The sequence below is a fragment of the Celeribacter sp. SCSIO 80838 genome (assembly GCF_056498065.1).
The window spans coordinates 2,615,767-2,629,463 of record NZ_JAZKMA010000001.1 but is presented as its reverse complement, the minus strand read 5'-3'; the positions used below and the strand labels follow the sequence as shown (position 1 = coordinate 2,629,463).

Sequence of the window (13,697 nt, the reverse complement as noted above, 5' to 3'; positions counted from 1 at the left end):
TGGCCACTCCTATGTTTGGGACATGGAGGACCATTCAACTGGGGAGACCCGGATCGGAAAAACTCGCATCTGCGCACCATGAAAAAGGGGAGAGCTGCTGCCCTCCCCTTCGTCGTCTCAAGCGCGGCGCGTGGCCTTGTGCTTACCAGGAGGTCAGAACCGTGCCGTGGTAGCTCTCTTCGATGAATGCCTTCACCGCGTCGGAATGATAGGCTTCGACCAGCGTCTTGACCCAGGGCGCATTCTCGTCGCCGGTACGGACCACGATCACGTTCACATAGGGGTTTTCGGCGCTCTCCATCGCAATCGAATCCTCTTTCGGGCTGAGGCCCGAGGCAATCGCGTAGTTGGTGTTGATCAGCGCGGCATCGAGATCGGCCAGCGACCGCGGCAGTTGCGCGGCGTCCAGTTCCTTGAACTTGAGCTTTTTCGGGTTGCCGGTGATGTCGAGCACGGTCGGTTTCAGGCCTGCGGCCTCGTCCAGCGTGATCAGGCCGAGCTGTTGCAGAACGAGAAGCGCACGGCCACCGTTGGTCGGGTCGTTCGGAATGCCGAAGGTCGCACCTTCTTCGAGATCCGCAAGATCGGTGATCTTGTCGGAATAAACACCCATCGGCGTGGTGATGGTGGTGCCGACCACGGTCAGATCGAAGCCGCGATCCGCCATCTGGTTGTCGAGATAGGGCACGTGCTGAAACGAGTTGGCTTCGATGTCGCCATCCGCCAGAGCCTGGTTCGGCACGACGTAATCGGAGAACTCGACCACGTCGATGTCGAGCCCCATCGGCGCGGCCACTTTCGCGACTTCTTCCATGATCTCGGCATGTTCGCCGGGGGACACCCCGACTTTGATCTCTTCGGCCATGGCGACAGAGGCCATCAGAGCGAGAACGGATGTGAGGGTTGCAACGCGCAGCATGTGTAATCTCCTTATGTTGCGGTTATTGACCACGCCCCTTGGGCGCGCGTTTGTCCACTCTGGCGGCGATCCCCTCTCCGAGGGATTGCACAAGCTGGACGAGGACGATGAGAATAATCACCACCACGGCCATGACATCGGGCATGAAGCGCTGATAGCCATAGCGAATACCGAGATCGCCGAGACCTTCGCCACCGACCGCGCCGACCATCGCCGAATAGCCGATGAGGCTCACGACCGCGAGCGTCAGGCCCAAGGTGATGGAGGGCAGCGCCTCGGGGATCAGCACCTTGCGGATGATCTGGAACGGAGTCGCCCCCATGGCGCGCGCCGCCTCGATCAGCCCCGCATCGACCTCGCGAATGGCGTTTTCCACCAGACGCGCGATGAAGGGGATGGCCGCGATGCTCAGCGGCACGATGGCCGCCGTGGTCCCGATCGAGGTCCCCGCCACCATGCGGGTGAAGGGAATGATCGCGACGACGAGAATGATGAAAGGCACCGAACGCGTGGCGTTCACGACGAGACCCAGCACCTTGTTCACCAGCGGCGCAGAGAGCAATTCGCCCTTTTGCGACACTGCAAGGTAGGTGCCCAAAGGCAGCCCGAACACGGTGCCGAGAAGGGCCGAGATCGCCACCATGTAAAGCGTTTGCCCGGTGGCCTCGATCAGAAGGGCGATGAGATTAGCCGACATAGCCGAGCACCTCCGTCAAAAGCTCATGACGTTCGAGATAGGCCCGCGCCTCCGCCCCGCGTTCGGCGGGCAGAGAGACCAGAAGATTGCCGAACGGATGCACGCCGATTTCCTCGACGGCGCCTGCGAGGATATTCACCTCGACCCCGAGATCGCGGGTCAGAAGCGCCAGCATCGGATCGGTGGCGTGTTTGCCCGCAAAGGTGACGCGGATCACCTCTTGGCCGCCCGTCTCGGGCCGTGTCGCCTGCATCTCATGCTTGATGAAGGCCGGAAGCGTTACCCCCGTCACACCGGACAGGAACGACCGCGTCGTGGCATGTTGCGGCGCGGTGAAAACGTCATAGGTCGGCCCCGCCTCGACAATGCGCCCGCCGTCGATCACGGCGACATGGCTCGCGATGTCCCGCACCACGGCCATTTCGTGGGTGATCAGCAAAACGGTCAAACCGAGATCGCGGTTGATGTCGCGCAAAAGCTCCAGAACCGTCTGGGTGGTTTCCGGATCGAGCGCCGAGGTGGCCTCGTCCGACAACAGAACCTTCGGCTCCGTCGCCAAGGCCCGCGCGATCCCGACACGTTGTTTCTGCCCGCCCGAAAGCTCCGCCGGATAACGATCCGCCTGCGCCGTCAGCCCGACGCGCTCGATCAGATCCGCCACACGCGGTTTGATTTTGTCAGACGCTACACCGGCGATTTCCAGCGGCAGGGCGATATTCCCGGTCACGGTGCGCGACGACAACAGGTTGAAATGCTGAAAAATCATCCCGACATCGCGCCGGATCGTCCGCAGGGCGGCCCCCTTGGCCGCACCGACATCCTGATCGCCGATCAACACACGACCGGAGGTCGGACGTTCCAGGCCGTTCACCATGCGCAACAATGTCGATTTGCCCGCACCGGACCGCCCGATGATCCCGGTGATCGCCCCCGGCTCAACGCGCAGAGAGACATCTTCGAGCGCGGACACAGTGCCGCCGCCGGGTTTCTTGAAGGCCTTGCCGACCGTATCGAATACGATCGATGCCGCCTGGCTTTTTCTGTCTGTCATGGTTCGGCCGATGTTACGAAGTCGTGCGGCCCCGTAGACAGCATCCGCCCGAAAGGTTCAAGGCCCCCTTCCCGCACAGAGGCCTTGCAGCACAAGGACAGGCATTGCCCTGAGCGCCTATGCCCCTCCGCATCGTCCCGACCTGTGGCTCCCCCGGGAAAACTGTCGTCCTGCGCCAGAGTGCCCGCGAATTTCGTTCTTTTCAGCACATCCAGACAGAACCGCCCTGTCGGCAAGGTCCCCTAGCGTTTCGGTGCCCGCCGCCGCACAGTTTCCCGACGCGACGGGATCGAAAGCGCCGCATCCTGACGCGGGGTCTTGGCAATCACCTTGCCCTTGGACACCACCGCCAGACGCGCAGGCCGCAGCCGCAGCGCATCCACCGGGTTATCCGCATCCAGCACCACCAGCGACGCCATCGCCCCCTTGCTGAGCCCGTACCCCTCGACCCCGATGATCGCGGCATTGGTCTCCGTCACCATGGTGAAACAGCGCGCCATTTCGTCCGGGTGGGTCATCTGTGCCACATGCATGCCCATGAAAGCCACGTCGAGCATGTCCGCCGTGCCCAGCGAATACCACGGATCGAGCACGCAATCCTGCCCCCAGCCGACGGCAATCCCCGCCGCCTGCATCTCCCGCACACGGGTCAGCCCGCGGCGTTTCGGGAAAGTGTCGTGACGCCCCTGAAGCACGATGTTGATCAGCGGGTTGGGGATCGCGGCGATCTGTGCCTCCGCCATCAACGGGATCAGTTTCGAGACGTAATAATTGTCCATCGAATGCATCGACGTCAGATGAGATCCGACCACCCGGCCCTGCAACCCCAGACGCGTCGTCTCATGCGCCAGCGTCTCAACGTGGCGGCTCATCGGGTCGTCGGTCTCGTCGCAATGCAGATCGACCGGCAGGCCGCGTTCTGCGGCAATCTCACAGAGATCGCGCACGCTCTCGGCTCCGGCCTGCATGGTGCGTTCGAAATGCGGGATACCGCCGACGACATCGACACCCATATCTAGCGCACGGAGAAGGTTCTCTCGCCCGTTCGGCGCACGGTAGAGGCCATCCTGCGGAAAGGCCACGAGTTGCAGATCGATGTAGCCTTTGACCTTCTCCTTCACCTCCAGCATCGCGGTGACGGTGTTGAGATGATCGGGCGTCGTGTCCACATGGCTGCGGATCGCCAGAAGGCCCGTCGAAGCCGCCCAGTCGCAATATTGCAGCGCGCGCTCAACCATCTCCTCGACCGTCGCGATTTCGCGCAGCTCGCCCCAAAGCGAAATGCCCTCCAGGAGCGTGCCGGAAGCGTTGAGGCGCGGCAGACCGTAGGACAGGGTCGCGTCGAGGTGAAAATGCGGATCGACAAAAGGCGGCGCGACCAGATCGCCCGTGGCGTCGATCACCTCGCGCGCCCCGGCGTCGATCCGGGGGGCAATCTCGGCGATCTTGTCGCCCAGAATGGCGATGTCAGCGACGGTTCCATCCGGCAAGGTGCCGCCTTTGACGAGCAGGTCGAACATCATCTCTCTCCTTTGTTGAACGGCACCATCAAGGCCGCCGGAACTTCGGCGCGGCGCGACATCAGAACGAGCGCCAGGATCGACAGCACATAGGGCATCATCAGGAAGACCTGATAGGGCACGAGCGCCCCCACGCCGGTCTGTTGCAACCGGATTTGCAGCGCGTCAAACGCCGCAAACAGGATCGCGCCCAGCATCGCCTTGCCGGGTTTCCATGCCCCGAAGACCACCAAAGCGATGCAGATCCAGCCCCGCCCGCCGACCATTTCGAAAAAGAAACTGTCAAAGGCCGACATGGTCAGGAATGCGCCGCCCACGGCCATCAAACCGCTGCCGACCACCACCGCGCCCATGCGGATCAGCGTCACCGAGAGGCCTTGCGCGGCCACGGCCGAGGGGCTTTCCCCCGCCGCCCGCACCGCCAGCCCCAAGGGCGTGCGGTAGAGGACAAAGGCCGTGAGCGCGACGGTCAGGAAGGCCGCGTAGGTCAGGGGCGTCTGGTTAAAAAGCGCCTGTCCCAAAAGCGGAATATCCGACAGGAGCGGGATTTCAACCGGCTGAAACGCGGTGATCTTCGGCGGCGAGGAAACCTCCGGCAGGGCGACGCGATAGGTGAAAAACGTGGTCGAGGTGGCAAACAGCGTGACACCGACACCGACCACATGCTGCGACAGGCCGAACGGCACGGAGAGCACCGCGTGCAGGAGGCCAAAGGCCATCCCCACCAGAAGCGCCACGCCCACTCCTGCCCAAAGAGGCAGGCCCGAGAGCACGGCAAACCAGCCCGCAAAGGCGCCCGCGACCATGATGCCCTCGATCCCGAGGTTCAGAACGCCCGCGCGCTCACAGATCAACTCGCCCATGGTGGCGAAAATCAGCGGCGAGGCGATGCGGATCGCGGCGGCCCAGAACGACACGGACAGCAGAATGTCGATGATCTCCATCAGTCCCTCCTGATTCGGAACTTGGTGAAGAGGATCGCGAGAACCATCATCAAAAGCGCCGAGGCCAGCATGATATCCGCCAGATAGGTCGGCACCCCGATGGCACGGCTCATGCTGTCGGCGCCGACGAAAATCGCCGCCACAAAAAGCGCCGCCGCCACCACGCCCAAGGGGTTCAGAAGCGCCAGCATCGCGACGACGATCCCCGTGTAGCCAAAGCCCGGACTGAGATCGAGCGTCAGCGAGCCTTTGAGCCCCGCCACCTCCGAGAACCCGCCGAGGGCCGCCAATCCGCCCGACAAGAGCGCGGTTTTGAGGATCACCTTCGTCACCGGAATCCCTGCAAACCGCGCCGCTTCGACATTCTGGCCGACCGCCCGCATTTCAAACCCGAGCGTGGTTTTGCGGTCGATCACATAGAGCGCGACGGCGCAGATCAGCGCCAGCGCAAAGCCCCAATGCAGCCGCAGCCCCTCGACGATGCGCGGCAGGCGGGCTTCGGGAATGAGGCGGGCGGATTTCGGCCAGCCCATGCCCATCGGGTCCTTCAGCGGGCCATCGAGCAGGTAGGAGACGAAGAGCAGAAAGATGAAGTTGAACAGCAGCGTCGTCACCACCTCATCGACCTTGAACCGGGTTTTCAAAAGCGCCGGGATCAGAAGAATGAACGCCCCCGCGAGCGCCGAGGTGATCGCCAGAATGGGCAGAAGAAAGACCGAACTCAGCCCGATCGCGCCCGCGCCAAGCGCCGCCGTCACGACGGCCCCGGCATAAAACTGCGCCTCCGCCCCGATGTTCCACAGCTTGGCGCGAAACGCGACGGCCACGGCAAGCCCGGTGAAAATCAGCGGCGTGGCGCGGTTGAGCGTTTCGAGAAGCGCGAATTTCGACCCGAACGCGCCTTTGAAGATCAGACCGAAAACCGCAAACGGATCGCCGCCTGCGACCAGCGCCAAAACCGCCGCCACGACGAAAGAGGCAAGGATTGCCAGCACGGGCGGCAGAAGCTTGCGCGCCGGGCCTGCGTTGGAAATGGGTTCAAGCCGCATGGCTGCCCTCCCCATCTCCCGCCATCCACTTGCCAAGCTCCGCGACCGTCACGCTGCCGCGCGCAAAGACGGGGCTGAGACGGCCTTCGGAGATGACGTGAATGCGGTCCGACAGCGTCATGATCTCTTCGAGGTCCTCGGAGATCAACAACACCGCCGCCCCGGCTTCCCGCGCTGCCGCGAGACGGCCATGAACATAATTCACCGCCCCGATGTCGAGCCCCCGAACGGGTTGGTTGGCGAGGATGATCTTCGGCGCCTCTTCGAGCACCCGCCCCAGAATGAGCTTTTGCATATTGCCGCCGGACAGGAGGCGAATGCGCGTCTGAGGCCCCGGACAGCGCACGTCATAGGTCGCGATCAGATGCTCGACCGCAGCGCGCGCCTTGCCCCAGTTCATCCAGCCCTTGCGAGAAAATTTCGTCGCATAGGTCTCAAGGATCGCATTCTCGGTGAGGTCGAAATCGGCGATCGAGCCGGTCGTGTGGCGGTCCTCGGGGATGCGCCCGACGCCCGTCTCAAGTGCGGCGCGCGGCGTCCAATGCGCGGGCGTCTGGCCCAGAACGGTGAAGGCCCCGGAGCGTACAGGATTGAGGCCGGAAATCAGATCGAACAGCGCCGCCTGCCCATTCCCGGACACGCCCGCAAGCCCGGTGATCTGACCGGCGGGCAGATCGAGCGTCACGCCATTGAGCCCCTCGGCATGCACATCGCGCAGCGACAAAAGTGCGGGGCCTGCGGGCATCGCCGGAATATCCCGCGCAGTCACTTCGCTGCCGACCATGAGCGCGGCAAGCTCTTCGCGGTCGGTCTCGGCCACCGCCCGTTCCGCAACCAGACGGCCATGGCGCAAGACCAGCACCCGGTGCGAGATCGCCATGACCTCATGCAGCTTGTGCGAGATGAAAATGATCGACAGCCCGAGCGCCACCGCCTCGCGCAGCGTCGCAAAAAGATCGTCGGTCTCCTGCGGCGTCAGAACGGCGGTGGGTTCGTCGAGGATGAGAATGCGGGAGTCGCGATAGAGCGCCTTGAGGATCTCAACACGCTGCCGCTCGCCCACGGTCAGCTTGCCGACTTTGGCGCTCGGGTCGACCTTGAGATGGAATTTCTGCGCCAAAGCGGCGATCCTGGCGCGCACGGCCGCAGGCGACAGGCTGAGCTTGCCCAGAGGTTGCGTCCCGAGCGCGATATTTTCCCAGACCGTCAGGTTCCCCGCCAGCGTGAAATGCTGATGCACCATGCCGACCCCCGCCGACAAGGCCGCGCGCGGATTGCCGCGCGGCAGGGTCTCGCCAAACACCTCGACGCTGCCCTCGTCGGGCGCGTATTGCCCGAAAAGGATGTTCATCAGCGTGGTCTTGCCCGCGCCGTTCTCCCCCAAAAGCGCAATCACCTCGCCCGGCGAAAGGGCAAAGCTCACATCCTCATTGGCGGTCACGGCACCGAAGCGCTTGGTGATCCCGGTCATGCGCAGGACAGGTTCGCCCTGCCCTGCGTCCGTCTCATCGGCTTGCATTTACGCGGACTTCGGCTCTTCGTCGTTGATCTCAACGGTGAAGGCACCGGATTTGATCTCCGCCATGCGCGCGGCCACGAGATCGAGTGCCTCCTGCGGGATTTTACCCTCGAACGTGCCGTAGGGCGCAAGCGAACAGCCGCCCTCTTTCATGAAGGAGTAGAGGCCGTAATCCGCGGCGGTGAATTCACCGGTTTTGACCTTGGCAATGGCCGCATCCAACGTCGGTTCGAAATACCAAAGCGCCGAGGCGACCACGGTCTCGGGGTAGTCGGACTGCGTATCGATCACATTGCCAATCGCCAGAACGCCCTTTTCCTTGGCCGCATCCGAGACACCGAAGCGCTCGGCGTAGAGCATGTCCGACCCGTTGTCGATCATCGCATAGGCGGTTTCTTTCGCCTTGGGCGGATCGAACCAGCTGCCGATAAAGGACACCTGGAATTTCATCTCCGGGTTCATCTCCTTCGCGCCCGCCATGAAAGCGTTCATCAGACGGTTGACCTCCGGGATCGGGAAGCCGCCGACCATACCGATATTGCCGGATTTGGACATCGCGCCCGCGATGATGCCCGAGAGGTAGGACGCGTCCTGAATGTAGTTGTCGAACACCGACAGGTTCGGCACGCCCGCGTCTTCCTTGAAAGACGAGCCCATCAGGAAGGCGGTGTCCGGATAATCGGCGGCCACTTCGCGGGCCTCCTGCTCAACGCCGAAAATCTCGCCGACGATCAGATCGTAGCCCTGTTCGGCATATTCGCGCATGACGCGCGGATAGTCGGTGTTGGCGGTGTTTTCCGAATAGGTGTATTCGATATCGCCGCGCGCCTGCGCCGCGACGGCGGCGACATGGATGCGGCTCACCCATTGCTGTTCGACCGGCACGGTATAGATCCCCGCCACTTTCAGAGGCCCGTCCCCCGCCGCCAGCGCGGCCTTGGCAAACGGTGTCGTCAAAAGCGCACCCGCCGCACTCGCCTTCAGAAAGCTGCGCCGGGACTGGCTCAGGCGCGTCATGTCTTTGGTCATATCTTGATCCCCTGTTGCTTGTTCGCATGCACGAACTTTTATGGCGTTCGTCTGGGCGAACTCTTGGCCCGCATCTCGCTGCCGCGATGCGAAACTTGGACCAATTGATTTATTTTTTGCCGAATCTGTCAACGCTCGCCCGCCCTTCCGGCGCCGGGCCGTGGGCCGTTCACATCCGCCGCCTAAAAATGAGGCTGTCGCAACCCACCCCTCGCAACAAAAACGATATTGTTCGATACCCAAACCTTTCTCGACTTGAAGGCCCTCTGCGCACAGTCTGATCGGAAGCTGTCTCGGACGGGATACGTTCCACCGGGATCGCACGCACCAAGGCGGGCCGCTGTGGCCGCCGCCCGAACCCGGGGAGGGGTTCGGGGATACAGGGAGGAATATCATGAAAACCACCGTTCTGGCGGCCCTCGGGTTCGCCACCGCATTGAGCATGCCTGCAAGCGCCCCCGCAAACGCCGAAGAGATTAAAGTCGGACTTTTGCTGCCCTATTCCGGCGTCTACGCCGCGCTCAGCAATGACATCGAAGCCGGGTTCGAACTGGCGATCGAGGAATATGGCTCCGAGACCGACGCCAGTTTTGCGCTCCTGCGCGAGGACACAGAGGTCAAACCGCCCGTCGCGCTCGCCAAGGCGAAGAAACTCATCCTTCAGGACAAGGTCGACGTGATGGCGGGTATCGTCAGCTCCGGCGTCTTGGGCGCGGTGCGCGATCTCATCGACGGTGCGGGCGTGCCGCTCATTGTCGCCAATGCCGGCAATGACGAGGCCACCGGCGCACATTGCTCGCCCTTCATCACCCGCATGTCCTTCTCCAACGGTCAGGTGAACCGCCCGATGGGGCCGTGGATGGTCGAACAGGGCCTGACCAAGGTCTTTACGCTGGCCCCCGATTACGCCGCAGGCCGTCAAATGATCGACAGCTTCGCCGAGACCTTCACCGCCGCCGGGGGCGAGATCGTCGGGCAGGAATTCACCCCCTTCCAGAAGACGCAGGATTTCGGGCCGTTTCTCGCCAAGGCCAAGGCCAGCGGCGCACAGGCGGTCTATGTGTTCTACGCGGGCGGCGAGGCGATTTCCTTCGTCAAGCAATATGACAGCTTCGGCCTCAAAGCCGACCTGCCGCTCTATGGCTCGGGCTTCCTGACCTCGCCGCTCTACGTCAACGCCGAAGGCCCCGCCGCCGAAGGTGTGATCACGGCGCTGCATTACGTGCCGACCATCGACAACCCGGAAAACGCCGCCTTCGTCACCGCGTTTGAGGCGAAAACCGGTCGCACGCCCTCGGAATACGCCGTGCAGGGCTTCGACGCCGCCCGCGCGCTGATCGAGGCCACCAAGACCGGTGCCATGGATCGCGACAGCCTCGCCAATGCCCTGCGTCAGGTGCATTTCGACGGCCCGCGCGGCACGTTGTCGATCGACCCGGCCACCAACAACATCGTCCAGCCGATCTATGTCTATGAGACCGTCGCAGGCGATGCGGGCCTGACCCAAAAGGTTCTGGCCACCCTGCCCGCGACGCCCGATCCGGTCAACGGCTGCGCCATGGCACCCGTCTCGAACTAAGCCCGTCTCGAACTGACCTCCCAGCCCGGCCGGGATCACGCCCCGGCCGGGCCATTGGCAAAGGACCCCACCCATGTCTCTCGACCCCGGTTTCTGGGCGTTGCAAACGCTCAACGCGTTGCAGCTTTCCATGCTCCTGTTCCTTCTCTCCATCGGCCTCACGGTGATTTTCGGCCTGATGCATTTCGTCAACCTCGCCCATGGCTCGCTCTACGCGCTGGGCGCCTATGTCGCCGCCGCAGCCGCCACCGTGGGCGGGTACTGGACCGGGTTCTTTCTCGCCCCTGTTGCGGTCGCGGGCATGGGCATTCTGCTCTATGGCGGGCTGATCAAACGGATGCGTAAAAGCGGGCCGATGGCGCAGGTTCTGGTGACCTTCGGGCTGATCTTTGCGCTCCTTGATCTGACGCGGATCGTCTGGGGCGACATCGCGCTGGCCATCGAAGTGCCGCCGCTGCTCTCGGGTCGCGTCTCGCTTTTCGGCATCGACTACCCGGTCTATCGCCTCTTCATCATCGCGCTGGGCCTTGCGATCTTCGCCGCCCTCGCCATGGTGCTCAAACGCACCCAGATCGGCGCGATGATCCGCGCAGGCGTCGACAATGACGCCATGGCCGCCTGTCTCGGGATCAATGTCGAACGGCTGTTCTTCATCGTCTTCTGCGTCGGTTGCGCGCTGGCGGGGCTTGCGGGGGCCGTGGCCGCACCGCTTTTGAGCGTCACCCCCGACATGGGGCTTCAGATCCTGATCCCGACGCTCATCGTCATCGTCATCGGCGGGCTCGGTTCTCTGCAAGGCGCCATCGCGGGCTCGCTCATTTTCGGCTTCGTCCAGACCTTCGGTGCCGTTCTCGCGCCCCAGCTCGCCTCCGTTCTCATCTATGCGCTTCTGGCGGCGGTCCTCGTGATCCGTCCCATGGGCCTCTTCCCGGCGAAAGGCTGATCCGATGTTCCAACACAGCGCCCTGCGCTACACCGCGCTCATCCTTCTGGCCGTGGGTGCCTTTGCCCAAGCCGTCACCGCCGGATATTTCGGCCTCGAAGTTCTCACCGAAATCCTGCTCCTCGCCATGCTGGTCCTCGCGCTCGACATGGTCGCGGGCTTTGGCGGCATGGTGTCGCTGTGCCACGGCGCGCTGATGGGCGTCGGCGCTTATGCCTACGCCATTCTCACCACCAAGGCGGGCCTCGCGCCGCCCGTGGCCTTGGGCGGCTCCATCGCCGTCACCGGGGCCGCCGCTTGGGTGATCGGCGCGATCGGGGCGCGCGCCCATGGCATATATTTCATCATGGCAACGCTCGCCTTCGGCCAAATGGCCTATTCCTACCTGTTCGAAGCACCGTTCTTTGGCGGCGACGACGGCATGGGCGGCATTCCCCGGATCGACCTGTCGCTCATCGGACTCGATCTGAACGACAGCCGCAGCTTTGCGCTCTTTTGCCTCGTGCTTCTGGGCGCGGCCTATGGCGCGGCGGTGCTGATCCTGCGTTCGGGTCTGGGCCGGTCTCTGACTGGCGTCATGCACAACGAACAGCGCATGCGCGCGCTGGGCCTCACCGTCTGGCGCGTCAAGGCCGATGTCTTCGGTCTCTCTGGCATGATCGCAGGCCTCGCAGGCGCCCTCGCCGCCCAGCATGTCATGTACATCTCCCCCGGCCTTCTGGCCTGGACCGTTTCGGGCGAAGCGCTGGTCGTCGTCATCCTCGGCGGCCTAGGCACGCTCGTTGGCCCGATGATCGGCGCCGCCGCCTTCGTCATCCTGAAACACGAGGTCAGCAATGTCACCAGCCACTGGCATCTCGTCGTCGGCGTGCTTTTGATCGCCGTGGTGATGAGCCGTGCCAATGGCCTCTTCGGCTGGATCGAAGCCCGCTGGGGCGCGCGGCTGGAGCGCCGCCTCTCCGATATGACCCGCAAATCCGACGCAGAGGAGATCACCACCGATGCTTGAGACCCGCAATCTCGACAAAAGCTTCGGCGCCGTTCACGTCACCCGGAACGTCTCGCTGAAACTCGAACGCGGCGAGCGCCGTGTCATCCTTGGCCCCAATGGCGCGGGTAAAACCACGCTGTTCAACCTTCTGGTCGGCGAATTGACCCCCAGCAGCGGCTCGGTTCTGCTGGCGGGCGAGGACGTCACCGCCCTGCCGGTGGCGAAACGCGCCCGCCGCGGCCTGTCGCGCAGCTATCAGAAGAACACGCTGTTCGACGGGCTGACGGTCGAGGAAAACCTCGGCCTCGCCGCCGCGATCCACACCGGCGCAGGCACCCGGCTTTGGGGCGACAGCCTCGCGACCCCCGAGGTGCGCGAAATCGTCGCCGAGGTGGCCGAACAGGTGCGCCTCATGCCCTATCTGCATGCGAAAGTCTCCGAGGTGAGCTATGGCGTGCGGCGGCAATTGGAGGTGGGGGTTGCGCTTGCCACCCGGCCCCTCGTCTTGCTGATGGACGAACCCACAAGCGGCGTCGGCCCCGAAATGGCCAAGGGGTTTCACGATCTGCTCAACGATCTGCCACGCGATCTGACGCTTTTGATCATCGAGCATGACATGGATCTGGCCTTCGACGTCGCCGACACAATCACCGTTCTGAACTACGGCGAGGTGGTGTTCGACGGGCTGCCGGAAGAAGCGCGCGGCTCGAAACTTTTGAAAGAGATTTATCTGGGGAGCTGGGAAGATGCTTGACCTCACATCCGTCGCCTCTGGCTATGGCGAAACGCAGGTGTTGCACGGGCTGTCCCTGCGCGCCGAACAGGGCCGGGTTCTGGCCGTTCTGGGCCGCAACGGCGCGGGCAAATCGACCACGCTCAAGACCATCATGGGGCTTTTACCGACCCGTGGCGGCACGATCACATTGGACGGCCAGCCGATGGGCAAGACACCCTATGACATCGCCCGCATGGGCATCGCCTATGTGCCGGAAACCCGCGACATCTTCCCCTCGCTCACCGTGCGCGAGAACCTTGAGATCACCGCCAAACGCTTTGGCGACAAGGACAGCCCATGGACGATGGCGCGCGTGCTCGATCTCTTCCCGCGTCTGGGCGAACGCATGGACAATGGCGGTACGCAGCTCTCGGGCGGCGAACAACAAATGCTCGCCATCGCCCGCGCGCTTTTGATGAACCCGCGGCTCTTGATCCTCGACGAACCGACCGAAGGCCTCGCGCCGATCATCGTCAAGCTCATTCACGACAAGCTCATGGAGCTGAAACACGAAGGCCTCTCGATGATCCTCGTCGAACAAAACTTCGGCTTTGCCACCTCGCTCGCCGACGACGTGGTCGTGGTCAGCAAGGGACAGGTGGTCTGGACCGGCAGCGCAAGCGAAATCCGCAAAGACGAAGACGCCCAGCACAGATGGCTGGGCGTGTGACAGAGAAGCGC

The 13,697-nt window shown here is 63.4% G+C and carries 13 protein-coding genes; 5 read left to right on the top strand and 8 right to left on the bottom strand.

Features of this window, described 5'->3' with window-relative positions; translation table 11 throughout:
• Positions 1–142: 142 nt before the first annotated feature.
• From V1475_RS13120 to V1475_RS13085, 8 genes are all read right to left on the bottom strand, one after another.
• The gene (locus V1475_RS13120; RefSeq protein WP_434287369.1) at positions 143–919 is read right to left on the bottom strand and encodes a MetQ/NlpA family ABC transporter substrate-binding protein; all 777 of its coding nucleotides are present in this window, start codon (positions 917–919) and stop codon (positions 143–145) included.
• Positions 920–941: 22 nt separating this feature from the next.
• A complete protein-coding gene (locus tag V1475_RS13115; protein ID WP_479413095.1) occupies positions 942–1,616 on the bottom strand; it encodes a methionine ABC transporter permease in 675 nt (224 codons plus the stop codon).
• Positions 1,606–2,667 carry a methionine ABC transporter ATP-binding protein gene (locus tag V1475_RS13110; protein WP_479413094.1) on the bottom strand — a complete coding sequence of 354 codons (1,062 nt, stop codon included), beginning with the start codon at positions 2,665–2,667 and terminating at the stop codon, positions 1,606–1,608. Before V1475_RS13110 ends, V1475_RS13115 begins: the two co-directional genes overlap by 11 nt.
• Before the next feature lie 242 nt (positions 2,668–2,909).
• Complete coding sequence (locus tag V1475_RS13105) at positions 2,910–4,187, bottom strand: amidohydrolase family protein (protein WP_479413980.1); 1,278 nt, start codon at positions 4,185–4,187, stop codon at positions 2,910–2,912.
• Positions 4,187–5,131 (bottom strand): ABC transporter permease, encoded by a 945-nt coding sequence (locus V1475_RS13100; protein ID WP_479413093.1) that lies wholly within the window; start codon positions 5,129–5,131, stop codon positions 4,187–4,189. Before V1475_RS13100 ends, V1475_RS13105 begins: the two co-directional genes overlap by 1 nt.
• Complete coding sequence (locus tag V1475_RS13095) at positions 5,131–6,180, bottom strand: ABC transporter permease (protein WP_479413092.1); 1,050 nt, start codon at positions 6,178–6,180, stop codon at positions 5,131–5,133. Before V1475_RS13095 ends, V1475_RS13100 begins: the two co-directional genes overlap by 1 nt.
• Positions 6,170–7,699, bottom strand: a complete 1,530-nt coding sequence (locus tag V1475_RS13090; RefSeq protein ID WP_479413091.1) for an ABC transporter ATP-binding protein — start codon at positions 7,697–7,699, stop codon at positions 6,170–6,172. The genes V1475_RS13095 and V1475_RS13090 overlap by 11 nt, the downstream gene beginning before the upstream one ends.
• On the bottom strand, positions 7,700–8,728 hold the full coding sequence (locus V1475_RS13085) for a BMP family protein (RefSeq protein ID WP_479413090.1): 1,029 nt from the start codon (positions 8,726–8,728) through the stop codon (positions 7,700–7,702).
• A 394-nt stretch (positions 8,729–9,122) separates the two neighbouring features.
• Here V1475_RS13085 and V1475_RS13080 point away from each other — a divergent pair, with 394 nt between their 5' ends.
• From V1475_RS13080 to V1475_RS13060, 5 genes are all read left to right on the top strand, one after another.
• Positions 9,123–10,307 (top strand): ABC transporter substrate-binding protein, encoded by a 1,185-nt coding sequence (locus V1475_RS13080; protein ID WP_479413089.1) that lies wholly within the window; start codon positions 9,123–9,125, stop codon positions 10,305–10,307.
• A 73-nt stretch (positions 10,308–10,380) separates the two neighbouring features.
• Positions 10,381–11,250, top strand: coding sequence for a branched-chain amino acid ABC transporter permease (locus V1475_RS13075; RefSeq protein ID WP_434287381.1), 870 nt, complete (start codon positions 10,381–10,383; stop codon positions 11,248–11,250).
• A gap of 4 nt (positions 11,251–11,254) precedes the next feature.
• Positions 11,255–12,259, top strand: a complete 1,005-nt coding sequence (locus tag V1475_RS13070; RefSeq protein ID WP_479413088.1) for a branched-chain amino acid ABC transporter permease — start codon at positions 11,255–11,257, stop codon at positions 12,257–12,259.
• The gene (locus V1475_RS13065) at positions 12,252–12,995 is read left to right on the top strand and encodes an ABC transporter ATP-binding protein (RefSeq protein WP_096804850.1); all 744 of its coding nucleotides are present in this window, start codon (positions 12,252–12,254) and stop codon (positions 12,993–12,995) included. Before V1475_RS13070 ends, V1475_RS13065 begins: the two co-directional genes overlap by 8 nt.
• Positions 12,988–13,686, top strand: a complete 699-nt coding sequence (locus V1475_RS13060; RefSeq protein WP_479413087.1) for an ABC transporter ATP-binding protein — start codon at positions 12,988–12,990, stop codon at positions 13,684–13,686. The genes V1475_RS13065 and V1475_RS13060 overlap by 8 nt, the downstream gene beginning before the upstream one ends.
• Positions 13,687–13,697 lie beyond the last annotated feature (11 nt).